General features: G+C 70.5%; 20 protein-coding genes and 3 tRNA genes. 13 read left to right on the plus strand and 10 right to left on the minus strand.

The window, feature by feature from the left end:
* The first annotated feature begins 7 nt into the window (after positions 1 to 7).
* Positions 8 to 1,315, plus strand: coding sequence for an RNA polymerase sigma factor (locus ACZ69Q_RS18350; RefSeq protein WP_471042768.1), 1,308 nt, complete (start codon positions 8 to 10; stop codon positions 1,313 to 1,315).
* Between the two features lie 100 nt (positions 1,316 to 1,415).
* Here the strand turns inward: ACZ69Q_RS18350 and ACZ69Q_RS18355 are convergent, their stop codons facing one another.
* The 4 genes from ACZ69Q_RS18355 to ACZ69Q_RS18370 all read right to left on the minus strand — a co-directional run bounded on the left by ACZ69Q_RS18355 (position 1,416) and on the right by ACZ69Q_RS18370 (position 7,168).
* Positions 1,416 to 3,344: an ABC transporter ATP-binding protein gene (locus ACZ69Q_RS18355; protein ID WP_471042770.1), complete on the minus strand. Its 1,929-nt coding sequence runs from the start codon at positions 3,342 to 3,344 to the stop codon at positions 1,416 to 1,418.
* Complete coding sequence (locus ACZ69Q_RS18360) at positions 3,344 to 5,077, minus strand: ABC transporter ATP-binding protein (RefSeq protein ID WP_471042773.1); 1,734 nt, start codon at positions 5,075 to 5,077, stop codon at positions 3,344 to 3,346. The genes ACZ69Q_RS18355 and ACZ69Q_RS18360 overlap by 1 nt, the downstream gene beginning before the upstream one ends.
* 176 nt (positions 5,078 to 5,253) lie before the next feature.
* The gene (locus tag ACZ69Q_RS18365) at positions 5,254 to 6,708 is read right to left on the minus strand and encodes an FGGY family carbohydrate kinase (RefSeq protein ID WP_471042775.1); all 1,455 of its coding nucleotides are present in this window, start codon (positions 6,706 to 6,708) and stop codon (positions 5,254 to 5,256) included.
* A 151-nt stretch (positions 6,709 to 6,859) separates the two neighbouring features.
* The gene (locus ACZ69Q_RS18370) at positions 6,860 to 7,168 is read right to left on the minus strand and encodes a YtxH domain-containing protein (RefSeq protein WP_471042778.1); all 309 of its coding nucleotides are present in this window, start codon (positions 7,166 to 7,168) and stop codon (positions 6,860 to 6,862) included.
* Positions 7,169 to 7,326: 158 nt separating this feature from the next.
* Between ACZ69Q_RS18370 and ACZ69Q_RS18375 the strand changes: the two genes are divergently transcribed.
* The 4 genes from ACZ69Q_RS18375 (at position 7,327) to ACZ69Q_RS18390 (ending at position 8,075) form a co-directional block, all read left to right on the plus strand.
* Positions 7,327 to 7,399: transfer RNA gene (locus tag ACZ69Q_RS18375), tRNA-Asn, on the plus strand.
* 6 nt (positions 7,400 to 7,405) lie between these two features.
* Positions 7,406 to 7,478 (plus strand) — tRNA-Asn (locus ACZ69Q_RS18380).
* A 179-nt stretch (positions 7,479 to 7,657) separates the two neighbouring features.
* Positions 7,658 to 7,731: transfer RNA gene (locus ACZ69Q_RS18385), tRNA-Ile, on the plus strand.
* Positions 7,732 to 7,850: 119 nt separating this feature from the next.
* Positions 7,851 to 8,075, plus strand: coding sequence for a hypothetical protein (locus ACZ69Q_RS18390; protein WP_471042780.1), 225 nt, complete (start codon positions 7,851 to 7,853; stop codon positions 8,073 to 8,075).
* Between the two features lie 273 nt (positions 8,076 to 8,348).
* Here ACZ69Q_RS18390 and ACZ69Q_RS18395 read toward each other — a convergent pair whose 3' ends face one another.
* The 6 genes from ACZ69Q_RS18395 to ACZ69Q_RS18420 all read right to left on the minus strand — a co-directional run bounded on the left by ACZ69Q_RS18395 (position 8,349) and on the right by ACZ69Q_RS18420 (position 14,720).
* Positions 8,349 to 8,630: a DUF6510 family protein gene (locus ACZ69Q_RS18395; RefSeq protein WP_471042782.1), complete on the minus strand. Its 282-nt coding sequence runs from the start codon at positions 8,628 to 8,630 to the stop codon at positions 8,349 to 8,351.
* 1 nt (position 8,631) lies between these two features.
* Positions 8,632 to 9,396: a ferredoxin reductase gene (locus tag ACZ69Q_RS18400; RefSeq protein ID WP_471042783.1), complete on the minus strand. Its 765-nt coding sequence runs from the start codon at positions 9,394 to 9,396 to the stop codon at positions 8,632 to 8,634.
* On the minus strand, positions 9,366 to 9,965 hold the full coding sequence (locus ACZ69Q_RS18405) for a sulfite oxidase-like oxidoreductase (protein WP_471042786.1): 600 nt from the start codon (positions 9,963 to 9,965) through the stop codon (positions 9,366 to 9,368). The genes ACZ69Q_RS18400 and ACZ69Q_RS18405 overlap by 31 nt, the downstream gene beginning before the upstream one ends.
* A 53-nt stretch (positions 9,966 to 10,018) precedes the next feature.
* Positions 10,019 to 10,627, minus strand: coding sequence for a YceI family protein (locus tag ACZ69Q_RS18410; RefSeq protein WP_471042788.1), 609 nt, complete (start codon positions 10,625 to 10,627; stop codon positions 10,019 to 10,021).
* Between the two features lie 207 nt (positions 10,628 to 10,834).
* Positions 10,835 to 13,384: an aminopeptidase N gene (gene pepN, locus ACZ69Q_RS18415; protein ID WP_471042791.1), complete on the minus strand. Its 2,550-nt coding sequence runs from the start codon at positions 13,382 to 13,384 to the stop codon at positions 10,835 to 10,837.
* 82 nt (positions 13,385 to 13,466) lie between these two features.
* Positions 13,467 to 14,720, minus strand: coding sequence for an ATP-grasp domain-containing protein (locus tag ACZ69Q_RS18420; RefSeq protein ID WP_471042792.1), 1,254 nt, complete (start codon positions 14,718 to 14,720; stop codon positions 13,467 to 13,469).
* A 432-nt stretch (positions 14,721 to 15,152) separates the two neighbouring features.
* Here ACZ69Q_RS18420 and ACZ69Q_RS18425 point away from each other — a divergent pair, with 432 nt between their 5' ends.
* From ACZ69Q_RS18425 to ddaH, 8 genes are all read left to right on the plus strand, one after another.
* Entirely contained in the window at positions 15,153 to 15,335 is a 183-nt protein-coding gene (locus tag ACZ69Q_RS18425; RefSeq protein WP_471042795.1) for a hypothetical protein, read from the plus strand.
* A gap of 61 nt (positions 15,336 to 15,396) precedes the next feature.
* Positions 15,397 to 16,725 carry a lysine N(6)-hydroxylase/L-ornithine N(5)-oxygenase family protein gene (locus ACZ69Q_RS18430; RefSeq protein WP_471042797.1) on the plus strand — a complete coding sequence of 443 codons (1,329 nt, stop codon included), beginning with the start codon at positions 15,397 to 15,399 and terminating at the stop codon, positions 16,723 to 16,725.
* 50 nt (positions 16,726 to 16,775) lie between these two features.
* Positions 16,776 to 17,138 (plus strand): cupin domain-containing protein, encoded by a 363-nt coding sequence (locus tag ACZ69Q_RS18435; RefSeq protein ID WP_031476050.1) that lies wholly within the window; start codon positions 16,776 to 16,778, stop codon positions 17,136 to 17,138.
* Positions 17,139 to 17,140: 2 nt separating this feature from the next.
* Positions 17,141 to 18,763 (plus strand): class I tRNA ligase family protein, encoded by a 1,623-nt coding sequence (locus ACZ69Q_RS18440; RefSeq protein WP_471042800.1) that lies wholly within the window; start codon positions 17,141 to 17,143, stop codon positions 18,761 to 18,763.
* Between the two features lie 4 nt (positions 18,764 to 18,767).
* Positions 18,768 to 19,994, plus strand: a complete 1,227-nt coding sequence (locus tag ACZ69Q_RS18445) for an FAD-dependent oxidoreductase (RefSeq protein WP_471042803.1) — start codon at positions 18,768 to 18,770, stop codon at positions 19,992 to 19,994.
* A complete protein-coding gene (locus tag ACZ69Q_RS18450) occupies positions 19,991 to 21,298 on the plus strand; it encodes an MFS transporter (protein WP_471042806.1) in 1,308 nt (435 codons plus the stop codon). Before ACZ69Q_RS18445 ends, ACZ69Q_RS18450 begins: the two co-directional genes overlap by 4 nt.
* A gap of 21 nt (positions 21,299 to 21,319) precedes the next feature.
* Positions 21,320 to 22,564, plus strand: a complete 1,245-nt coding sequence (locus ACZ69Q_RS18455) for an ATP-grasp domain-containing protein (protein WP_471042808.1) — start codon at positions 21,320 to 21,322, stop codon at positions 22,562 to 22,564.
* Positions 22,565 to 22,614: 50 nt separating this feature from the next.
* Complete coding sequence (ddaH, locus tag ACZ69Q_RS18460) at positions 22,615 to 23,484, plus strand: dimethylargininase (RefSeq protein ID WP_471042811.1); 870 nt, start codon at positions 22,615 to 22,617, stop codon at positions 23,482 to 23,484.
* Position 23,485: the final 1 nt, after the last annotated feature.

Here is a 23,485-nt window from a genome sequence, read left to right on the forward strand (position 1 = left end):
GGTTCCGGTGCCTGAGTCCTCGGAGCGCGGCCGACCCGTTTCCCACGAGTCCCACACCCCCGCGGTTCCGCTCATCGCGTACGGGACGGACAGCGGCAAGGCCGCCGACTCCGCCCTCGAAGCAGCGCTGCCGTACGCCTCGGCAGCGATCATCCTGGAGGTCGCCCCCGTGCAGACCCAGACCCTCATCCAGAACGACACCGGTACGGACGACACGGCCGCGGACGCGGAGCCCGACGTTCTCGTCGCGGTGCCCCCGCAGAGCCGTGTCGTGCACCACCCCGGGGCGGAAACCGACGCCTCACCCGAGCCGGCGGAGCCGCCGGCCGAGGCGCTGGACACCGCCGACACCGCCGAGCCGGTCGAGACACCGCTGCCGGCCCGTGCGCGCGCCGACAACAGCGGCCCCTCCTCGGACCTGTTCCGCCAGTACCTGCGGGAGATCGGCCGCATCCCGCTACTCACGGCGGCAGAGGAGGTCGACCTCGCCCGCCGCGTCGAGGCCGGCCTGTTCGCCGAGGAGAAGCTCGGCAGCACCCCCGACCTGGACAGCCAGCTCGCCCTCGACCTGGACCGCCTGGTCGTCATGGGCCGGATGGCCAAGCGGCGCCTCATCGAGGCGAACCTGCGGCTCGTGGTGTCCGTGGCCAAGCGGTACGTCGGCCGTGGCCTGACCATGCTCGACCTCGTCCAGGAGGGCAACCTCGGCCTGATCCGGGCCGTCGAGAAGTTCGACTACGCCCGCGGCTACAAGTTCTCGACGTACGCCACCTGGTGGATCCGCCAGGCCATGTCCCGCGCCCTCGCCGACCAGGCCCGCACCATCCGGGTGCCGGTCCATGTCGTGGAGCTGATCAACCGGGTCGTCCGCGTCCAGCGCCGCATGCTCCAGGAGCGCGGCTACGAGCCGACGCCGGAAGAGGTCGCCGACCACCTCGACCTGCCGCCCGAGCGGGTCAGCGAGGTGCTGCGCCTCGCCCAGGAACCGGTGTCGCTGCACGCGCCCGTGGGCGAGGAGGACGACGTCGCCCTCGGTGACCTGATCGAGGACGGCGACGCGGCATCGCCGGTCGAGTCGGCGGCGTTCCTGCTCCTGCGCGAACACCTCGAAGCGGTCCTGTCGACCCTCGGCGAACGCGAACGCAAGGTCGTCCAGCTCCGCTACGGCCTCGCGGACGGCCGCCCCCGCACGCTGGAGGAGATAGGCCGCATCTTCGGCGTGACGCGGGAGCGGATCAGGCAGATCGAATCGAAGACCCTGAACAAGCTCAGGGATCATGCGTTTGCGGATCAACTACGGGGCTATCTGGACTGATGCCGTCCCCGCGCCCCTGAAGGGGCGCGGGGAACTGCGCGACCAACCACAACGGACCCGCAGCCGCCCCACGACCCCCGTGGCACCCCCGGACCGCGGATCAGTCCACCTCGGCCACCGCCTGGGCGAACTGCGCCTTGTACAGCCGCGCATACGCCCCGTCGGCCGCCAACAGCTCGCTGTGCGCGCCCTGTTCGACGATCGAGCCGTTCTCCATGACGAGGATCGTGTCCGCGTCCCGGATGGTCGACAGCCGGTGCGCGATGACGAACGACGTACGCCCGTGCGCCAGCTTCGCCATAGCCTTCTGGATCAGCACCTCGGTACGCGTGTCGACCGAGGACGTCGCCTCGTCGAGGACCAGGATCACCGGGTCGGACAGGAACGCCCGCGCGATGGTGATGAGCTGCTTCTCGCCCGCGCTGACCCCCGACCCCTCGTCGTCGATCACCGTGTCGTACCCGTCGGGCAGCGTACGCACGAACCGGTCGGCGTGGGCGGCCCGCGCCGCCTCCTCGATCTCGCCCCGGGTGACGTCCCTGGACGCCCCGTACGCGATGTTCTCCGCGATCGTGCCGCCGAACAGCCAGGTGTCCTGCAGCACCATCCCGATCCCGGCGCGCAGTTCGTCGCGGGACATACGGGCGATGTCCACGCCGTCGAGGGTGATGCGCCCGGACGACACGTCGTAGAACCGCATCAGGAGGTTCACGAGCGTCGTCTTGCCTGCGCCCGTCGGACCGACGATGGCGACCGTGTGCCCCGGCTCCACCTTCAGTGACAGATCCTCGATCAGCGGCTTCTCGGGGTCGTACCGGAACGACACGTGCTCCAGCGCCACCCGGCCCCGCAGCTCCTCCGGCCGCAGCCCCGGCACGGGATCCGCCTGCTGTTCCTCCGCGTCGAGGAGCTCGAAGACCCGCTCGGCCGAGGCGACACCGGACTGCACGAGGTTCGCCATCGACGCGACCTGCGTCAGCGGCATCGAGAACTGCCGCGAGTACTGGATGAACGCCTGCACGTCACCGATCGACAGCGAGCCCGAAGCGACCCGCAGACCGCCGACCACCGCGACCAGGACGTAGTTGATGTTCGACACGAACAGCATCAGCGGCTGCATGATGCCGCTGTTGAACTGCGCCTTGAACCCGGCCTCGTACAGCGCCTCGTTCTGCTCGGCGAACTGCTCGGCCGACTCCTCCTGGCGCCCGAACACCTTCACCAGGGTGTGCCCGGTGTACATCTCCTCGACGTGCGCGTTGAGCTTGCCGGTGGTGCGCCACTGCTGCACGAAGTGCGGCTGCGACCGTTTGCCCACGCGCGTGGCGACGAAGAACGACACCGGCACGGTCACCAGCGCGACCAGCGCCAGCAGCCACGACACCCAGAACATCATCGCCAACACACCGATGATGGTCAGCACCGAGTTGATGAGCTGCCCCATCGACTGCTGGAGCGTCTGCCCGATGTTGTCGATGTCGTTGGTCGCCCGCGACAGCACTTCACCGCGCTGGCGCTTGTCGAAGTACGACAGCGGCAGCCGCGACAGCTTCGTCTGCACGTCCTCGCGCATCCGGTACATCGTGCGGTTCACGGCCCGGTTCACCAGCCGCGTCGCCACCGCCATCAGCAGACCGGCGACGACGAACACCGCGAGCGCGAAGAGCAGGACGTTCCCGACGGCGGTGAAGTCGATGCCCTGGCCCGGGGTGAAGTCCGTGCTGCGCAGCATGTCGGCGATCTGGTCGTCACCGCGCTCCCGCATGGCCGCGAGGACCTGCTCCTTGGTCATCCCGGGCTCGAACTGCCGCCCGACGATGCCGGCGAAGACCAGGTCGGTGGCCTCGCCGAGGATCTTCGGCCCGGCGACCGACAGACCCACGCTCACGACCACGCAGAACAGCAGCACGTAGATCGTGATCCGCTCCGGCTTGAACTGGCCGATCAGCCGCCTGCCCGACACCTTGAAGTCCAGCGAGCGCTGATCGGGACCTCCGCCGGCCATCATCCGTCCCATGGGCCCGGCCATCAGGCAGCCTCCGCTTCCGTGAGCTGGGAGAGCACGATCTCTCGGTACGTCTCGTTGTCCGCCATCAGCTCGTGGTGCCGGCCCGTGCCGACGACCCGGCCCTCGTCCAGTACGACGATCCGGTCCGCGTCCCGGATGGTCGCCACCCGCTGGGCGACGATGACGACGGTCGCCTCGGACGTCTCACGCCCCAGGGCGGCGCGCAGGGCGGCGTCGGTGGCGTAGTCGAGGGCGGAGAAGGAGTCGTCGAAGAGATAGATCTCCGGGCGCTGCACCAGCGTGCGCGCGATCGCGAGCCGCTGGCGCTGACCGCCCGAGACGTTCGTGCCGCCCTGGGCGACGGGCGCGTTCAGCCCGCCCTCCAGCCGCTCCACGAACTCCTTGGCCTGCGCCACCTCCAGCGCGTGCCACAGCTCCTCGTCCGTCGCCTCCGGATTGCCGTAGCGAAGGTTCGTCGCCACCGTCCCCGCGAACAGGTACGGCTTCTGCGGCACGAGCCCGACGGTCTTCGCCAGGAGCTGGGGATCGATCGTCGCCACGTCCTCCCCGTCCACCAGCACCCGCCCGTCGGTCGCGTCGAACAGCCGGGGGACCAGCCCCAGCAGGGTCGACTTGCCGCTGCCGGTCGAGCCGATCACGGCCGTCGTCTCACCCGGCCGCGCGACCAGGTCGATCGACTTCAGCACCGGCTCCTCGGCACCCGGGTAGCGGAACCCGCCGCCCTGGATCTCCAGATGACCGTGCCGGCGCAGCTCCCGCACGGGCGCGGTCGGCGGCACCACGCTGGAGGAGGTGTCCAGGACCTCCTGGATGCGCTCGGCGCACACCTCCGCGCGCGGCACCATCATGAACATGAAGGTGGCCATCATCACGGACATCACGATCTGCATCAGATAGGCGAGGAAGGCGGTCAGGTCACCGATCTGCATGCCGCCGCTGTCGATGCGGTGGGCGCCGAACCACACCACCGCGATGGACGACAGGTTCACCACCGTCATGACGATCGGGAACATCAGCGCGAGCAGGTTGCCGGTGCCCAGCGCCATGTCGGTGAGCCCGGCGTTGGCCTTGCCGAACCGGTGCTGCTCGTACTCGTCGCGCACGAACGCGCGGATCACCCGGTTGCCGCTGATCTGCTCGCGCAGCACCCGGTTCACCGTGTCCAGGCGCACCTGCATGGTCCGGAACAGCGGCCGCAGCCGCCGCACGATCAGGAGCACGCTGATGCCGAGGACGGGCACCACGGCCACCAGCACCCCGGACAGCGGCACGTCCAGGCCGAGCGCCAGCACGATCCCGCCGACGCACATGATGGGCGCCGACACCATCAGCGTGAACGTCATCAGCGCCAGCATCTGCACCTGCTGGACGTCATTGGTCGTCCGGGTGATCAGCGACGGCGCGCCGAAGTGGCCGACCTCACGCGCCGAGAAGGACTGCACCCGGTCGAAGACGGCGGCCCGTACGTCCCGGCCGAGCGCCGACGCGGTCCGGGCGCCGTAGTAGACGGCACCGATGTTGCACACGACCTGCGCCAGCGAGATGCCGACCATCAGGGCGCCGTAGCTGAGGATGTAGCCGGTGTCGCCGTTGACGACACCCTTGTCGATGATGTCCGCGTTCAGCGTGGGCAGGTAGAGAGTGGCGCAGGTCTGCAGGAACTGCAGCAGCACCAGCAAGGTGATGGGTTTTCGGTACGGACTGAGGTGGGTCCGCAGAAGTCGTATGAGCACGCTGCATCTCTCGGAGTCGGCGATGGGACGGCTTTTGGTTGCCCCTGGCCCCTATCGTCGAACACTCCAGTGGTGTTACCTCAACCGATTAAGCCGTCAGCGCCGCCTCGTACCGCCTTCCGGGTCCGGTTCCTACCGGGCTCTTACCTTCCGGAAGATCGACAGCGCCCCGGCCGCTACGACCGGAACGCCCCGGGGTGCGTCTGCTCGCGCACCGACACGAACTGCTGACGCACCGCCTGGCCCACCGCCAGCTCCTCGCCCGGCTCCAGGACCTGCGCCGCCGCACCCTGCCAGACGGGTGGCGTACGCGGGTCGAGCGAGCCCTGCGACACCCCGAGCGCCCAGGCGGCCTGCCGGGCGGCCCCGATCGCCGCGTAGTCCGCGGGCTGCGGTACGACGACCTGCGTCCCGAACAGGGCGGGCGCCGCCGTCTGCACGGCCGGCAGCTCGGCCACCGCCCCGAGCAGGAAGACCCGCCGCACCTCGACACCCCGGCCGCGCAGCACGTCGAGCGCGTCGGCGAGGCCGCACAGCATGCCCTCGAAGGAGGCCCGCGCCAGATGCTCCGGCTTCATCGACTCCCGCCGCAGGCCCGCGATCGTGCCCGCGGTGTGCGGCAGGTTCGGCGTCCGCTCGCCCTCCAGATAGGGCAGGAACACCAGGCCGTGCGAGCCCGGCGTCGACTTCATCGCCAGGTCGGACAGGCCCTCCAGATCGGGCACCCCGAGGAGTTCGGCGGTGCCGCGCAGGGTGCGCACGGCGTTGAGGGTGGTGACGACCGGGAGATGCATGCCGGTCGCGTCCGCCAGGGAGGTGATCATCCCGGAGCTGTCGACGAGCGCCTCGGGGTGCACGGCCATCACGGAACCGGACGCGCCGAGCGACACGACGGCGTCGCCCAGCCCGATGCCGAGCCCGAAGGCGGCGGCCATGGTCTCGCCGGTCCCGGCGGAGATCAGCAGCCCCTCCGGCGTCGTACCCGCCGCCTCGGCCGGCCCGATCACCTCGGGCAGCATCGCCTGGTGGCCGAGCGCCAGCTCGACGAGGTCGGTGCGGTAGACGCCGGTCGCCGCCGACCAGTAGCCGGTGCCGGAGGCGCCGCCCCGGTCTGTGGTCCTTCTCACGGGCCGGCCCAGGAGCTGCCACACCAGCCAGTCGTGCGCCTGCATGAGGACGGCGGCGCGCGCGGCGTTCTCCGGCTCGGTCTTGGCCAGCCAGCGCAGCTTGGTCACCGGCTGCGCGGCCTGCGGCACACAGCCCACCGCCTGCGCCCAGGCCTCGCGCCCGCCCAGCGCGTCGATCAGATCCGCCGCCGCGACCTGGGCGCGCTTGTCGCCGCCGACCATCGCGGGGCGCACGGTGTTGCCCTGCGCGTCGAGCGGGACCAGCGCGTTCTGCTGCGCCGACACGCCGATGGCCTGCACACCTTCGAGCAGCCCGCCGGTTGCCGCCTCACCGAGTGAGAGCAGCCAGGCCTGCGGGTCGACGTCGGAGGGACGCGCGCCGCCCTCCGGCGACTCCACCGGGTGCGGGGCGTACCCCTGCCTGAGCACGGCGCCCGTGTCCGTGTCGCAGACGACGATGCGCGTGAAATCGGGCGAACTGTCCAGCCCGGCGACTATCCCCATGGCCCAAATTGTGCCGTAGCGCTGCGCTTGCTTGGGCCGTGGGCGTCGTGGGGGTTCGTGGCGGCTTTCGGGTGCGGGTGCGTGAGGGGCCGGTCGCGCAGTTCCCCGCGCCCCTGGAGTGGCTGCCCTGCCCGGCAGCGCAGAGGTGCTGTCACGTGTTGCTCGTACCCCAGTCGTCCTCCGCGCCGCCGTTGTGGGCGCTGCGCTCTCGCAGTGAGCGGACCCGCTGGGCCACCGTCTCCGGGACCCGGTCGCCCACCTTCTCGCTGACCGTGTGGTACGCCTTGCCCGCGAACACGCGGCCCTGCTGTGCCGCCGACTCCGCGGTGTTGCGCACCGCGGGGTTCTGGGAGATCTCCCGGGCGGTCTTCTTTAGCTGCTCGTAGCGCTCGCGTCCGGCGTGTGTCCCGAGGACGTAACCGACGGCGAGTCCGATGACGAACGTGAGCCGGTAGCGCATGGCTGCCACCCTTCCTCTGAGTAGGTCCCTGGTGCGGCGTCGGTGCCGGGGGGAACCGATTGGCGGAGCACCCCCCTGCTTGCGCTAATGTATGTGTCGCAGCGAGCGCACGCCCCCTGGCGAATACCCAGGTAGGTGCGTTCGATGCAACGAGGCATTCCTCCGTAGCTCAATTGGCAGAGCAGCCGGCTGTTAACCGGCAGGTTACTGGTTCGAGTCCAGTCGGGGGAGCTTCGATCTTCCGTAGCTCAATTGGCAGAGCAGCCGGCTGTTAACCGGCAGGTTACTGGTTCGAGTCCAGTCGGGAGAGCGCGATGAACGAGGACCCCGATGGGGTCCTTTTTCATGTCTGCTCGTCCGCCCCGGGAACCGCGCAGGTCACGGCGGAGTCCTTCAGGGCATGCGAAGTCGACCATGCGAAGCAGGAGATCGTATGAGCGGCTATGCTGCGGCAGACGGCGCGCACACTTGTACGCGACACGCCGCTATGGGGCGGTAGCTCAGCCGGTTAGAGCAGCGGACTCATAATCCGTCGGCCGTGGGTTCGAGTCCCACCCGCCCCACTGTGCGCCTCTGTGACTCGCGGAAACGTCTCAGCAGAGGCGCGTATTCAGGACTTTGAGCGGACCGGTCCGGCAGGCGCCTTGGTGAGAGGGCCCCTGCGGGCGGGTAACCGCCAGGCATGATCCTGTCGTGGGAGGTACTGCCGGAGTCGGACCTGCGTGAGGCGATCGGCGTCCTCGTCCGCGTGGTGGAGACCGCGGGCGCGGTGATCATTTTCGTGGGGGCGGTCTGGGCGGTCTGGGCGTTCGCGCGTTTCCTCGCGGCCCTGGCGGGCGATGTGCTGCGTACCGCGGTGGCGCCCAGTCTCACTGAGATCGGACAGCTCGCCGCGATCGCGCCGTAGCGTGAAAGACGCGATCGAGGCAGCCGCGCTTCTGGTCACCGCACTCGGCGTCGTGTCGTTCTTGACGGCCTTACGCGGCCACGCGCACGATCCGCGTCGCTCTGGCGCTCCTCCTGGACTTTCTCACCGCGGCCGGCCTGCTGCGCCTCGCGGGTGATCTGTCGTGGGCCGCCATCGTGCAGACGGTCGCCGTCATCGCCGTCCGCAAGGTCGCCGCTTTATGCGTCACCGAGAAGAGCACGGCATGAGCGGTGCCCAAGGCGGGCGGAGGCTTCAGGCGGGCGACATGGGGACGCGCATGTAGACCGTGCCGCGCAGGTCCAGCCAGGCGGCGTCGGGGGTCCGTACGAACCGCAGGATCACCGTGTCGCAGCTCGGGCAGCGGGCCACCAGGCCGGGGGCGCGGGCGTAGACGCGCAGGTCGGCGACGAGAGCGGTGCGCCCGCAGCCGGCGCAGCGCCCGGCCGCCGAGGTGACGTCCGCGGTGAACAGTTCGCGCAGGGGGCCGGCGAGGGCGTTGCCGTCCTCGTAGTCCGTGGTGTCGGGTCGGTCCATGTCAGCCTCCCGTGGGGCCGAAGCGTTCGGTTCTGATCCGGCGCGGGTCGTGGCCCAGGGCCACCAGATGGGCTGCGGCGATCTCGACGAAGCCGGTCGGCCCGCAGACGAAGCAGATCGGTTCGAAGTCCGGTGGCCAGCCGTGGGTCCGCAGGTCCGCGGGTTGCAGGCGCCCCGCCGGTCTCGGCCAGCCCTCGGGCGTGTGCCGGGTGTATAGGTGGGTCACGTCCAAGCCGCCGTCACCGGGCTGCGCGATGCGCAGTTCGGAGGCGTAGTACCGGTCCTTTGGTGTGCGGACCGAGTAGACCAGCCGGAAGGGGACACGGCTGCCGAGGCCGCGACGCGTGCGGATCATGGCCATCAGCGGGGCGATCCCCGATCCGCCGCCCACCAGCAGCACCGGCCGGGTGTCGGCCGGGCGCCAGACGAACCAGCCGCCTACCGGTCCCCGGAGCTCCACCAGGTCACCGGGCTCCATCACATCGACCAGATACGGCGAGACCTCCCCGTCGGGTACGCGCTGCACCGTCAGCTCGATCCGGTCGCCGTCGGGTGCCGAGGCCAGCGAATAGCTGCGCTGGGTGCTGTATCCGTCCTCGGCCGTCAGGCGCACATCCACGTGCTGACCGGCCAGGTGACCGGACCAGCCGGGCACGTCGAAGACCAACGTGCGGGCCGAAGGCGTCTCGTCGCGCAGACCGGCCAGCCGGGCGGTCTGCCAGGTCAGGGGCGCCGTCAGTCGCCCTGGTACCGCTGCTCGCGCCATGGGTCACCGTAGTCGTGGTAGCCGGCGCTCTCCCAGAACCCCGGTTCGTCCTCGGTGAGCAGCCGCATGCCGCGCACCCACTTGGCCGACTTCCACAGGTACAGGTGCGGCACCAGCAGCCGGGCCGGGCCGCCGTGCACCGGAGCGAGATCTTCGCCCTCGTACCGGTAGGCGATCCAGGCCCGGTCGCCCAGCAGGTCCTCCAGCGGGAGGTTCGTCGTGTAGTCGCCGTAGGAGTGGACCAGCACGAACTCGGCCGCCGTCTCCACATCGGCGAACAGCGTGTCCAGCGACACCCCTTGCCAGCCGGTGCCCAGCTTCGACCACTTGGTCACGCAGTGCAGGTCCACCGTCGGCCGCTCGCTCGGCAGCGCCAGCAGTTCCCGCCACGACCAGCGGTGGCCCGTCCCGCTCTCGGTCGTGATGGTGAATTCCCACTCCTCCTGGGCGATGCGAGGCGTGGGTCCGGCCGCCAGCACCGGAAAGTCCTCGGTCAGGTACTGGCCGGGAGGCAGTTTCACATCCGCTGGGCGCGCCCGGCCGTGGAAGCCTCGCGAAACAATTCCCATGGATCTGCCTCATTCCGTCAGGGGACGACACCGACGGCCCCTGGGGCGACATCTCAATTGTGGGAGACGCGAGCGGAACTCACATCTCGTGGCGTGGCCGGTTCGCCGGGCTCAAGGACGGCCTCGATGTCCACCACGACGTCGACCATGGCGCTGACGACGACTCCGCCCCGGTCGACCGCGTCGTTCCAACTCACCCCGAAGTCATGGCGGTTGATGCGGGCGGTGGCCGTGAAGCCGGCACGTCGTCGAGGGCCGAGGTCTCGGTCGTCCTCCCACCAGGGAGTGTCCCACTGTCCCAAGTGGGTGACGTCGAAGGAGACGGGATGCGTGACGCCCCGAACCGTGAGATCCCCGGTGACCTCGAACTCGGTGGCGCTGAGCTGGTGAACGCGTGACCCGATGAAGGTCCACGTCGGGTGGTGTTCGACATCGAAGAAGTCGGCGCTGCGCAGGTGGGCGTCACGCTGGGGCTGACCGGTGTACACCTGGGTCGCGTCGACGGTCGCCTGGACGCGGGCCGTCTCCGGCTCGTCGGGATCGACCTGCAACCAGCCGTGCACATTCTTGAACTGTCCGCGCACGTAGGTGACCATCATGTGCCGCGCGCGGAACTCCGCGCCGGTGTGGCCGGGCTCGAAGAACCATTTGGTCGTGGCCATGTCGGCTCCCCTGGCGCCATCGCCCCTGGGGTTGAGTTTGACCTCACTCCCGCTTTCCACCATGTCACCGGTCCGAACTATGTCAAACGGGAGCCTGGGGCGGCGATCACCGCAGGTGCGGATGGCGTTCAGCTCAGTGCGCTGATGTGGCAGTTGGAGAGTGCCGGCCCCCCCCGCTCGGCGGGGGAGCCGGCAACGGCTCCGAGGTCAGTCCGCCGCCACCTCGTCGTGGCGGCGGGCGCGTAGGGCGCGGGACACGTCCTCCCGTGCGTCCAGCAGCAGGCGGCGCAGGGCGGGGGCCGGGCTGTGGGTGGCGAGATAGGCGTCGGTCGCGGCCAGGGTGGCCTCCTCGACCAGGGTCCGGGGATACAGCGCGTCCACCACGCCCTTGGCCACGTCGCCGCCGCGCTCGCGCCAGAGGTCCTCGAGCACCTCGAAGTACGCGGCGACATACGGGCGCAGCAGCTCGCCGCCGTCCTGCGGCAGGCCGCTGAACGCGCCGGCGACGGCCGTCTGCACGGCGTTCGGCAGGTCCGTGTGGTGGACGACCGACTCCCACGCGTGCGCCTTCGCCTCGGCGGTCGGGCGGGCGGCGTGGGCGCGGGCCGCGTGGCGCAGGCCGACGGCCGTGTGGTCGCGGGCTGCCTCCGCGTCGACGGCGGCGGCGTCGGCTCGGCCCGCCGCCGAGAGCGCGGTGAGTAGCTGCCAGCGCAGTTCGGCGTCCACCTCCAGACCCGGCACCACCAGTGCGCCGGACAGCAACGCCGCCACCCGGTCGAGGTCGGCGTCGGCGCGGGCGGTCTCGGCGAACGCGCGGACCCACATGAGCTGGAAGTCGCCGCCGGGCTTCGCCCGGTCCAGCAGCCGCCACCAGGTGGCGGCCAGCGCGTCGCGGGCGCCGTCGCGGTGGGCGGGGGCGGTGAGCTGGGTGACGGCGGTCTGCGCCTGCCGCTGCTGGACCTGCGCCACGCCGAAGTCGGCCTCGTGGGGCAGGCAGTCGGCGATGGTGCGCAGATAGGTCCGGGCGGGCAGTTCGGCGCTGCCGACCATGTCCCACAGCGCGTACCAGCACACGGCCCGCTGCACCGGGCCGCGCAGCGCCGTGACATGGCGCAGCAGGGTGGCGAGGGAGAGGTCGTCGAAGCGGACGCGGGTGTAGCCGAGGTCGTCGTCGTTGAGCAGGACGAGGTCGGGACGGTGCACCCCGTGCAGTTCGGGCAGCTCGGTGCGGGCGCCCGTGATGTCGGCCTGCACGCGCCGGACTCGTTCGAGGTGGCCGTCGCGCAGCTCGTACAGGCCGACGGAGATCCGGTGGGAGCGCAGCACGGGGTGGTCGGCGGGGGCCTCCTGCAGTACGGCGAAGGAGGTGAACCTGCCCTCGGTGTCCACCGCGAGTTCGGGGCGCAGGGTGTTGGGGCCCGCGGTGCGCAGCCATTCACCGGCCCAGTGGGCCAGGTCGCGGCCGGAGCTCTTGGCGGCGACGGACAGCAGGTCCGCGAGGGAGGCGTTGGACCAGGCGTGCCGCTGGAAGTAGTCGCGGACCGCCTCGTTGAAGGCTTCGTCACCGACCCAGGCGACCAACTGCTTGATGACGGCGGCGCCCTTGGCGTAGGTGATGCCGTCGAAGTTGACCTGGACGTCGGTGAGGGTGTCGATGTCGGCGACGACCGGGTGCGTGGTGGGCCGCTGGTCGGCCTGGTAGGCCCAGGTCTTCTCGACGTTGGCGAACATCGTCCACGACTGGGTCCACTCGGTCGCCTCCGCCTGGCAGCGGGCTGAGGCGTAGGTGGCGAACGACTCGCTGAGCCACAGGTCGTCCCACCACCGCATGGTCACCAGGTTGCCGAACCACATGTGGGCCATCTCGTGCAGGATGGTCCCGGCCCGGCGCACCTGGACCGCCTCGGTGGCCAGGGAGCGGAAGACGTAGTTCTCGTGGACGGTGACGCAGGCCGCGTTCTCCATGGCCGCGACGTTGAGCTCGGGGGCGAAGATCTGGTCGTACTTGGCGAACGGGAACGACCCGAAGAGCTCGGTGTAGTGGGTGAGTCCCTGGCGTGTGGTGTGCAGGATCTCGTCCGCGTCCAGGTGCGCGGCGAGCGAGGTGCGGCAGGCCACCGCGAGCGGGATCCGCCGGCCGTCGGGGGCCGTGTACGTGTCGTCGCGGACGACGTGGTACTCGCCGGCCACGAGGGCCACCGCGTACGTCGGCAGCGGCGGGGTCGGCTCGAAGTGCCAGGTGGCGCCGTCGGGTTCGGCGGGGGTGGGCGAGGTGGAGAAGACCTGCCAGCCGGCCGGCGCGGTGACGCTGAGGCTGAAGCGGGCCTTGAGGGACGGCTGGTCGAAGCAGGCGAACACCTTGGCCGCCTCGGCCACCTGGAGGTGGGTGTACAGGTACACCCTGCCGTCGGCGGGGTCCGTCATCCGGTGCAGGCCGGTGCCGGTGTTGGTGTAGCGGCAGTCCGCGACCACGCGCAGCTCGTTGCGCTCGGCCAGTTTCTCGAGCCGGATCCGCCCCTCGGCGTACACCGCACCCGGCGCCAGCTCCCGGCCGTTGAGCTCGATGGCGTGGATGTGCTCGGGCACCAGCTCGACGAAGGTCGCGGCGTCCGGTTCGGCGGTGAAGCGGATGAGCGTCTCCGACCGGAAGACCTCGGGGCCGTGGGTGAGGTCGAGGTGGATCCGGTAGGAGTCGGTCTGCAGCAGCCGGCCGCGCGCGTCGGCCTCGGCTCGGGTGAGTTCGGTGATCGCGGACACCGGTGGGGTGCTCCTTGTCTGCGGTGGGAGTGGCGGGCCGGCGCGGCGGGGCGACGCCGTACCCCGGATCTGCTCGGGCCCGTCAGTCCAGCGGCGCGAACGTCAGGTGCGCGCCACGGGCGGCCTCGTCGAGGCTCCGCTCGCAGGCGGCCCGCTCGGCAGCGGCGCACACGACGTAGGCGTACCGGCTCAGGTACCCCCCGGGGGGCAGGCGCAGTTCGGCGCCCTCGTCCGCGATGGCCTCGGCCCGCAGCAGTCCCTCGACGGAGTCGACGGAGGGGACGGACACCTCCTGGACGCGGCAGTCCCGCGGGGGATAGGTGAAGCGGATGCCGGCCGTGCGGTCCTCGGTGCGGGTGAGGTCGGGGCGCACCCCGAGGGCGAGTTCGGCCGCCACCCGGCCGGGCCTGATGCCGGTGGCCAGTTCGCCGAGCCAGGGGATGAGGTCGCCGCCCAGGCGCGCGTTGACCTCTACGATGACGGGACCGCGCTCGGTGAACAGGACCTCGGTGTGGGTGATGCCGGTGGAGACGTGCAGCGCCTCGTGGGCCGCCCGGAGCACGTGCAGCAGATCCGGGTCGCTCAGCAGGTCGTCGGCGGCGTCGACGACATGGCCGGTCTCCTCGAAGTAGGGCTCGAAGCCGGTCTGCTTGTGGGCGATGAACATCGGCTCGTACACGCCGTCGACGCAGACCCCGTCGATGCTGATCTCCGGGCCGGTCATGTACTCCTCGAGCAGCACGCCGCCCTCGTAGTCCGGTGAGCCGCCGTGCCCGGCCTGCTCGGCCATGGCGAAGGAGTCGTCGAACTTCTCCGGGTCGTCGACGCGTACGACGCCGATGCTGGCGCCCATGCCGCGCGGCTTGAGGACCATGGGGAAGCCGACCGCCGGTGCCGCCTCGCGTGCCTCCTTCAGGGTGTACGCGAGGGCGAAGCGGGGCTGCGGCAGCCCGACCAGGGTGAGGGCGGAGCGGGTGCGGTGCTTGTTGCGGCAGCGGTCGGCGCCGTCCACGGTGAGGCCCGGCAGGCCCAGCTTCTCGGCGATCAGCGCGGCGGTCGTCACCAGCGTCTCGTCGTAGGTGAAGACGCCGGCGATCCGGTGCTCGGCGGCGATCTCCTGTGCCGTGGCGAGGATCCGCTCGCGGTCCGGGATGAGCCGGGCGCGGTCGAGCAGGGGCACCACGCTCCAGCCCGCCACGTGGGGGCGCTGCCAGGTCGGCTTGGCCGCGTCGATCAGCCACAGCGGGTGCCGCTCGGCGGCCGACGCGAGCAGGTACTCGCGGTAGCGCTGCTGTCCGCTGCCGATCACTAGCAGGGCGTCGGTCTGTGCGGTCATGGTGCCGGCTCCTCAGCCTCGATGGGATCGGGGACCGCAGGCCGGCCCCGTCCACCACCATCGCCGTTCGGTCACGAGTTGACGGGGTGTACGCGGGGCCAGAAATCCGCCAGGCGGGAACCTGCCGGGTGCAGGAACCAGGTGAAAACTCCGAAAACCTCAGGAAAACGAGCACAGGGGGACGAAGAGCTGCTCTCAGCGTGCCGTTTCCGGATCCGGGCGGGCACTCGGCGTTACCGGAACGGTTCATTCATCATCGTTTCCTGGCATATGGGCGGTCTGTCCAAGTGCCGTATTTCTGCCAGGCGGTTAGACGGTCGCAGGGAATCCCGCACTCCGCCCGACGGGCTGTCAATGTTGCCGAGGCATCCCGAGCGAACCCGCCGGTTGAGGCCCAGTTCCCACCCGAACTCAACGATTCGAGGAGCACTCATGTCCCGCACCCGTGCTGCCGTAGTCGCCGCTCTGTCGCTCACCGCCCTGGTCGTAGCCCTGACCGGTTTCACCAACACCACCAACAGTGACTCCGGCTGGGGTTCGGTCCAGGCGAACGACTCCGGCTGGGGCCGCTCGATCACGGCGGCCGAGGCCGCGTCGACCGAGCCCCGCGTCTGAAGCCGTTCAGCCCGCTCCGGCACATCGCCAGGAGCAATGCCACTGCACCGAGGGGAAGTTCATGTCCAACCACGACGTCGAAGTCCTGGCCATCGGAGCTGGCCCGGCCAACCTGGCCCTGGCCGTGGCGCTGGAGGAGCTCGCGCCAGCGAACCTGGCGGACCGCACGCTCCTGCTCGAACAAGGTGACAGGGTCACCTGGCAGCGCGGCATGCTGCTCCCGTGGTCGCAGAGCCAGGTCTCCTTCCTCAAGGACCTGGTGACCCTGCGCAATCCGAGAAGCAAGTTCTCCTTTGTCAACTACCTCCACGAGACGGGGCGACTGGAGGACTTCATAAATCTCGGAACCTTCACCCCCTACCGCAGCGAGATATCCGACTACCAGCGATGGGTGGCCGAGTCCCTGGAGCGCGTCAAGGTGCGCTACGACTCCCGGGTCACCTCGCTTCGCCCGCGCCGCGACGGAGGAGGCGCGGTCGACGGTTGGGTGGCGCGCATGGCGGACGGCACCACCGTCACGGGCCGTCAGCTCGTGGTGGGCGCCGGCCGCGACGCCAACATCCCGGCGGTCTTCCAGGGACTCGGCGTGGACCGGATCATCCACAGCACCGAGTACATGGACCGGATCGCCGAGCGGCCGCGGACCGCGGGCCAGCGGGTCGTGGTGATCGGCGGGGCGCAGAGCGCCGCCGAGATGTTCCACTCCGTGCAGCAGGACCTGCCCGGCTGTGAACCGACGCTGGTCATGCGCTCGATCGGGTTCAACCACTACGAGACCAGCAAGTTCACCAACGAGCTGTTCTACACGGGGTTCGTCGACGAGTTCTTCCACGCCGAGCCGGAGGCGCGCGCCCGCATCCTCCAGGAGATGCACCGCACCAACTACGCGGGTCTCACCCCGCCGATGCTGGAGACGCTGTACCGGCAGGTCTACCTGGACCGGATGCGCGGCCGGGACCGGCAGTCGATCCGCACGATGACCCATGTCACCGAGGCCAAGGACACCGGCGACGAGCTGGTCCTGACCCTGGTCAACCAACTGACCGGCGCCGAGGAGCAGATCTCCTGCGACGTCGTCCTGCTGGGCACCGGCTTCCGTTCCCAGCAGCCGGCCGTCATCCAGGGCCTCGCCGACGCGCTGGGGATCAAGGACGTCGAGGTCGGCCGGGACTACCGCCTGGACATCGGCGAGCAGTCCACCGCCACCGTCCACCTCCAGGGCGTCAACGAGGCCACGCACGGCATCGCCGACTCCCTGCTGAGCATCCTCGCGCAGCGCAGCGAGGAGATCGCCCGGAGCCTGATCCGGCACGCGGCACCCGCCGCCGACCTGATCGAGCCCGCACCGACCGGCAGGGACCGCGAGCCGGTCGTGGCGGGCAGCCACTGATCCGGCCCCGGCCCGCCCCGCCCCAGGCCCCATCTCCCGAAGGAACTCCCTTGGACATCCGTCATTTCGACCGTGCCGCACTCAGCGCGGAGAACAGTTGGTCGCAGCGGCTGCTGCCGTGGCCCACGCTCAACGCGCCCTTCGAAGGGGCCCAGAGCGTCATCCGGGCCGGCTCATCGTCCCCCCGTCACGCCCACCACGAGTACGAGATCTTCGTCGCGGTCAAGGGTGAGGCCTGGATCGAGTCGCGCGGTGAGCGGCTGCCGTTCGTCGCCGGCGACATCGTGCACTTCCCGCCCGGTCACGAGCACCAGGTCATCAACGACACCGACACCGACTTCGAGATGTTCAGCATCTGGTGGGACACCGACATGACCCGGGCCTTCAGCACCCGGCACGAGAGCGAGGCCTGACCATGACCTCCGTCGACGAGCTCGGTGACCGCCGCGTCATCGTCATCGACACCCCGCCCACCCCCAACGGCAGCCTGCACATCGGCCACCTCGCCGGCCCGTTCATCGGCGCGGACGTCCACGCGCGCTACCTTCGGGCCACCGGCCGCGGCGTCCTCTACTCCTCGGGCACCGACGAGAGCCAGACGTACGTGCTGGCCAGCGCCCGCAAGCTGGGCATCAGCCCCGAGGAGCTGGCCACCCGCTCCTGGCACGGCATCCGCGACACCCTGACGACGATGGGTATGTCCGTCGACGGCTTCGCGCCGTACGACGACGGCTACCGGGCCACGGTGCTGCGGTTCGTGCAGGAGCTGTACGACACCGGCAAGTTCCGGCTGCGCACGGTGAACCTGCCCTACTCGGAGAAGACCGGCGAGTTCCTCGTCGAGGGGCTGATCTGCGGCGACTGCCCCATCTGTCTGTCGGAGAGCCGCGGCGGCCTGTGCGAGACCTGCGGGCACCCCAACAACTTCGACGAGCTGATCGGCACCCGCTCCACCGTCGACCCCACCGACGTCCTCACCACCCGTGAGGCCGAGATCCTCGTGCTGCCCATGGAGGAGTACCGGGACCGGCTCACCACGTACTACGCCGAGAAGCTCCCCTACCTCCGGCCGCACATGGCCCAGCTCATCCGTGAACTGCTGGACCGCCCGCTGCCCGACTTCGCGATCACGTACCCGATCGGCTGGGGCATCCCCGCGCCGTTCGCCGAGACGCCCGGCCAGGTCATCAACGCCTGGGTCGAGGGCATCCCGGCCGTCATGTACACCACCGACTACGCGGCCCGGCAGCTCGGTGAGGAGACCGAGTCCTCCGACGAGCTGTGGCAGACCCGGCGCGACCACGAGCTGGTCTACTTCATCGGCTTCGACAACATCTGGTTCTGGGGACTGACCCACCTGGCGCTGATCATGGCGCACGAGGGCCGGTACATCGTGCCGGACGCCATGGTGGTCAACGAGTTCTACGAGCTGGAGAACGAGAAGTTCTCCACCAGCCGCGGCCATGTCCTGTACGCCGAGGAGCTCCTCAAGGAGGTCCCCCGGGATCTCGTGCGGTACTACCTCGCACTGGCGAACCCGGAGAACCAGCGCACCAACTTCAGCCGGGCCGCCCTCGACAAGGTCACCGACGAGCGCCTGGTCCGGCCGTGGCAGCGGCTGAGCGCCCGGCTCGCCGAGGCGACCGAGCGGGCCGGGGCCGACGCGCTGCCCGTCTCCGACCGGGCCCGCAAGCACGCCGCGATCATGCTGGACCGCTTCGCCGGCTGCTACGAGCTGGAGAGCTACAGCCTCACCCGCGCCGCCGACCTGATCTGCGTCCAACTGGAGCGGCTGACCCGGTGGGCCGAGCAACTCGACCTGACGGCGGCGGAGTTGGACCGCACCGCGCTGGGTGACCTGTTCGTCGAGGTCCGGGCACTCATCGCGTGTGCCTCGCCGATCCTGATCGACCTGGCCGAGGCGGCGACCCTGGCCGGCGGGTTCGACGGCTCCCTCGGCTTCGAGGCCTTCGCGATCTCCGAGGTCAAGCCGTTCGCCCTGCCCTCGTTCGACACACTCCCGGAACAGATCGGCTGACGTCGTGCGGATCATCGTCGTGGGCGGCGGGGTCATCGGCCTCCTCACCGCGCTGGAGTGCTCCCTGGCCGGCGCCGAGGTCATCGTCGTGGACCGGGGCGAGATCCCCAACCCGGAGGCCACCTCCTACGACCGGCACCGGGTGCTGCGAGCCCTGCACCCGGGTCCGGCGGAGGCCGCCGCCGCGATCGAGGCCCACCACCGGTGGGCCGAGGTGGAGTCCCGGCTGGGCAGGACCGTCTACCACCGGGTGGGCGCGCTCACCGTGCTGGGACCGGGCGAGCCCGAGGCCTCGGCGGCCACCTTCGCCGAACTGCCGGGCGCGCGTCGGCTCAGCGAACACGAGACCGCCGAGCGGTATCCGCAGTTGCGGCTGCCGCGCGGCAGCCGGGCCGTCCTCGAACGCGACGGCGGCGTGCTGCTCGCCGACCGGATCCTGGCCGGCACCGCCGAGGTGCTGGCCGCCCGGCCGGGGGTGAAGCTGCTGCCGCGGCACCGGGTGACCGGTGTCGAGGCTCCGTTCGGCCTGGTGCGGCTCGCGGACGGCACGGTGCTGCGCGGCGACGCCGTGGTGGTCGCCGCCGGCCTGTGGTCGCGCGAGCTGCTCGGCCCGGAGTTCTCCGGCGGACTGACGCTGTACCGGCAGACCCAGCTCATGTGCGCGGTGCCGGCGTCCATGCGCGAGGTGTGGGAACGGACTCCGGCCATCCCCTCACTCGGCACCGCCGAGGGCGCCTGGCTGGTGCCGCCGGTGGGCGGCGCCCCGCTGAAGCTGAGCGCGGCCGTCGCCTGCCGCCCGGTCGAGCGGACCGGCGACCGCGTCGCACCCCGCGATGTGCAGACCCGCCTGGTGCTGCACTTCACCTCCCTGCTGGCCGGCTTCCGGGCCGAGTGGATCGAACAGGCCGAGGACAGCTACTACCTCGCCGACCGGGAGACCCATGGCCCGGTCCTCGGGCAGCTCGGCGACGACAACGCGTGGATCTACGCCGCCTGCGGCGGGTCCTCGTTCAAGTTCGCACCGCTGATCGCCCGTTCGCTCGCCCGCCGGGCCCTGGGCACCGGACCGCGGGTGCCCACCGGCCTGACCGCGGTCGACCACCCCGTCCGGATGCCCGGCCAACTGGCCCTCCCCGAGCCCCTCGAGGCCGCGCCGGCCGACGAGGATCCGCAGGCCCCGCACGCCGCGGCCACTTCCCCCCACCAGTCGACAACAGGAGTCGCACCATGACCACGGCACCGTCCGCCAAGGCCGACCGGGCCGGAGGGCCGCCCAAGGCCGACCGCGCCGAGTGGCTGATTCTCCCGGCGAACTTCGTCACCTACCTCGGCAACGGCATCCAGCTCCTCGGCGCCTCCCTGCTGGTGCTGGAGGAGCAGCAGACCGCGCTGTCGGTGGGCTGGCTGTTCATCGTGATGGCCATTCCGCAGGTGCTGCTCTCGGTGCCCTTCGGGCGGCTCGTCGACCGGTTCGACCGGCGGGTGATGTGCCTGGTGTGCGACGTGGCGAGCGCGGTGGTCGCGCTGGCGCTGCCCGTCGCCATCGCGCTGGGGGCGTCGACGCAGTACACGGCCTACGCGGTCACCTTCGGCCTGTCGATGATCGCGGCGCTGTTCAACCCCGCGAGCAACGCGCTGGTGCGCGAACGCGTCCGCTACGAGCGGCTCGGGCCGTTCAACGCCAACTTCTCGATGTCCACGCAGGCCGGCTCGCTGCTGTCGGCGGCCGTCGGCGGCTTCCTGATCCAGATCTTCGGCCTGATGCCGATGTTCTACTTCAACGCCGTCACGTTCGCCTTCTCCGCGGTCTGCTGGATCCTGCTCGGCAACAAGCCCGCCGTGAGCACGGCCGACGCCGCCGAGGACGCGGCCGAGGCGCCGGTGACCGGCGGACCGGTCAAGCGCCTGGGGCTGCTCCTGGCGGTCGGCAGCGTCAACATCACCGTCAGCAACGTGCTGCTCGTCGTCCTCGTCATCCAGGTGTTCAAGCAGAAGGAAGGCATCTTCGGACTGGTCGACGCGCTGGCCGGAGTGGGCATGCTGATCGGTGCGGCCGTCTACAAGCGGGTCTCGCACCGGTTCTCCAACCTGACGCTGGCCGCCTTCGGCTTCTTCGGCAACGCGGCGCTGATCGCCGTGGAGCCGTTCCACATCGCCGGGCTGATGGCGGCGATCCCGTTCGCCGCGTTCTCCTTCGGCTTCGCGGCGATCTCCTCGCGAACCCTGCTGATGCGCGCCATCGAGGACAGCCGCTCGGGCCAGGTGTTCGGCACCGTCAACGCGGTGAGCCTCTTCGCCGGCCTCGTCGTCACGATCTCGCTCTCCTACCTCGCCGACCACCACTCGGTGGCCTCCGCCTTCTGGGCGCTGTCCTTGCTGATCGGCGTGGTCCCGCTGGTCGCGATCGCCACCATGCGGGGCTTCTACGCACAGCACGAGGGAGTGGCCGAGGCGAAGGCCGCCACCACCGCCCCCGACCTGCCCGGCGCGACGGACGCGGCCGACGCGGCCGTGGCCCCGCAGCCCACCAACTGACCCAAGGAAGGAGCACGAGCCATGAAGCTGCTCGCCGTCGAGGCCCTGCAGAACGCGCACTACTACCTGTCGCGCTACGGGCAACTGGAGGAGTTCGGGGCCGACCTGTACGTACTCAACGGCCTGGGCGAGGAGGACTACTGGCCCGCCGAGCGCTATCGCGTCGCCGGTTCCCAGCAGATCGACGACATCGTCGCCGCCGCCCGCGCCTGGCACGAGGAGGAGCGCTTCGAGGGCGTGCTGACCTTCTCCGAGGCCGGCGTGGTGACCGTGGCCGCGGTCGCCGAGGCGCTGGGGCTGCCCGGCGTCGGCGTGGAGGCCGCGCGCACCAGCCGCAACAAGTACCTGATGCGCCAGGCCCACGAGAAGGGCGGGGCACCCATCCCGCGCTTCCGCTTCGTGCCCGAGCTCACCGACGCGCTCGCCGCGGCCGAGGAGTTCGGCTACCCGGTGATCCTCAAGCCGACGCTGGGCGCGGCCAGCAACTTCGTCTTCCGGATCGAGAACGCGGACGACATGGCCGAGCGCTTCCCGCAGGCGCTGGCGGGCATCGACGACATGTCCTGGTACCGGATGGAGGCCCACGGCATCGACCTCGGGCCGCAGGGCCTGCTGGTGGAGTCCTTCCTGGACGGCCGGGAGTTCCTGTGCGAGGCGGTCGCCTGGGACGGCGAGGTGTACCTCGGCTCGATCGTGGACCGGGTCACCGTCGAGGGCGACACCTTCGACGACGACGTGCACGCCGCGCCGACCTCGCTCGCCCCCGACCAGGTCGAGGCCCTGCACCAGGCGGTCCGGGCCGGTGTCCGCGCCCAGGGCGTCACCCACGGCACGCTGCACGCCGAGGTGCGCTACCACCGGGGAGCGCCGCACATCCTGGAGATCGCGATCCGGCCCGGCGGCGGCGGCCTCGACCACATCGCCCGGCTGACCGCCGACCACTGCCCGATCCGGACCCTCATGGACACCGCCCGCGGCGTCCCCCCGAAGACCGGTCCGTACACCCCGACCGGCGTGCACATCGCCGGCATGGCGCTGCTGTGCGACTCCGGGCAGATCGAGGAGGTCGTCGTCCCGGACGAGCTCACCGACTCCGACAAGGTGTTCTTCTTCAAGATCACGGCCCGTCCCGGGGACATCATCCGCCGTCCCCCGGAGGGCAACTCCATCCTCGGCTTCCTCGGTGTCACCGGCACCTCGTTCGAGGACGCGATGAGCACGGCGACGGACCTCGCCCGCTCCATCGACGTACGGCTCACGCACTGACCACCGTCACCCGCCCCACCCGAGTCCCACACCCCAGGGAGAGAACTCCGATGCCGTACACCGAACCGATCCTGCCGCGCCAGACCGTCCACGAGACCGTCGCCGGCGCCCGCACCGTGACCCGGCGCAGGCTGCTGATGTGCCGCCCCAGCCACTTCGACGTGCACTACTCGATCAACCCGTGGATGCACCCGGAGAAGCCCGTCGACACCGAGCTCGCGCTCGCCCAGTGGGAGACCCTGCGCGCGCTGTACGAGGAGCTGGGGCACACCGTCGAGGTGATCGAGCCGCTGACCGGACTGCCCGACATGGTGTTCGCCGCCAACGGCGCCACCGTCGTCGACGGCAAGGTGCTCGGCGCGCGCTTCCGGCACGCCGAGCGCACCGCCGAGGGGCCCGCCTACCTCGACTGGTTCCGCGCTCAGGGCTTCACGGAGCTGCTGTGGCCGGAATACATCAACGAGGGGGAGGGCGACTACCTGCTGGCCGGGCGCAGGCTGCTGGCCGGCACGGGCTTTCGCACCGACCCCCGCTCGCACGCCGAGGCACAGGAGTTCTTCGGGGTCCCGGTCACCGGACTGACCCTGGTCAACCCGGAGTTCTACCACCTGGACACCGCGCTCGCGGTGCTGTCCGACACCGAAGTCATGTACTACCCCGCCGCGTTCACGCCGGGCAGCCGGGCCGTGCTGCGCGAGCTGTACCCGGACGCGATCCTCGCGACCGACGCGGACGCCGCGGTCTTCGGTCTCAACGCCTTCAGCGACGGCCGCAACGTGCTGCTGCCGCAGGCGGCGACCCACCTCATCGACGAACTGCGGGCGCGGGGCTTCGAGCCGCGAGGCGTGGACCTGTCCGAGCTGCTCAAGGCGGGCGGCAGCGTCAAGTGCTGCACGTTGGAGCTGCGCGACGCCGCCTGAG

The organism is Streptomyces sp. NPDC036764, assembly GCF_055609385.1.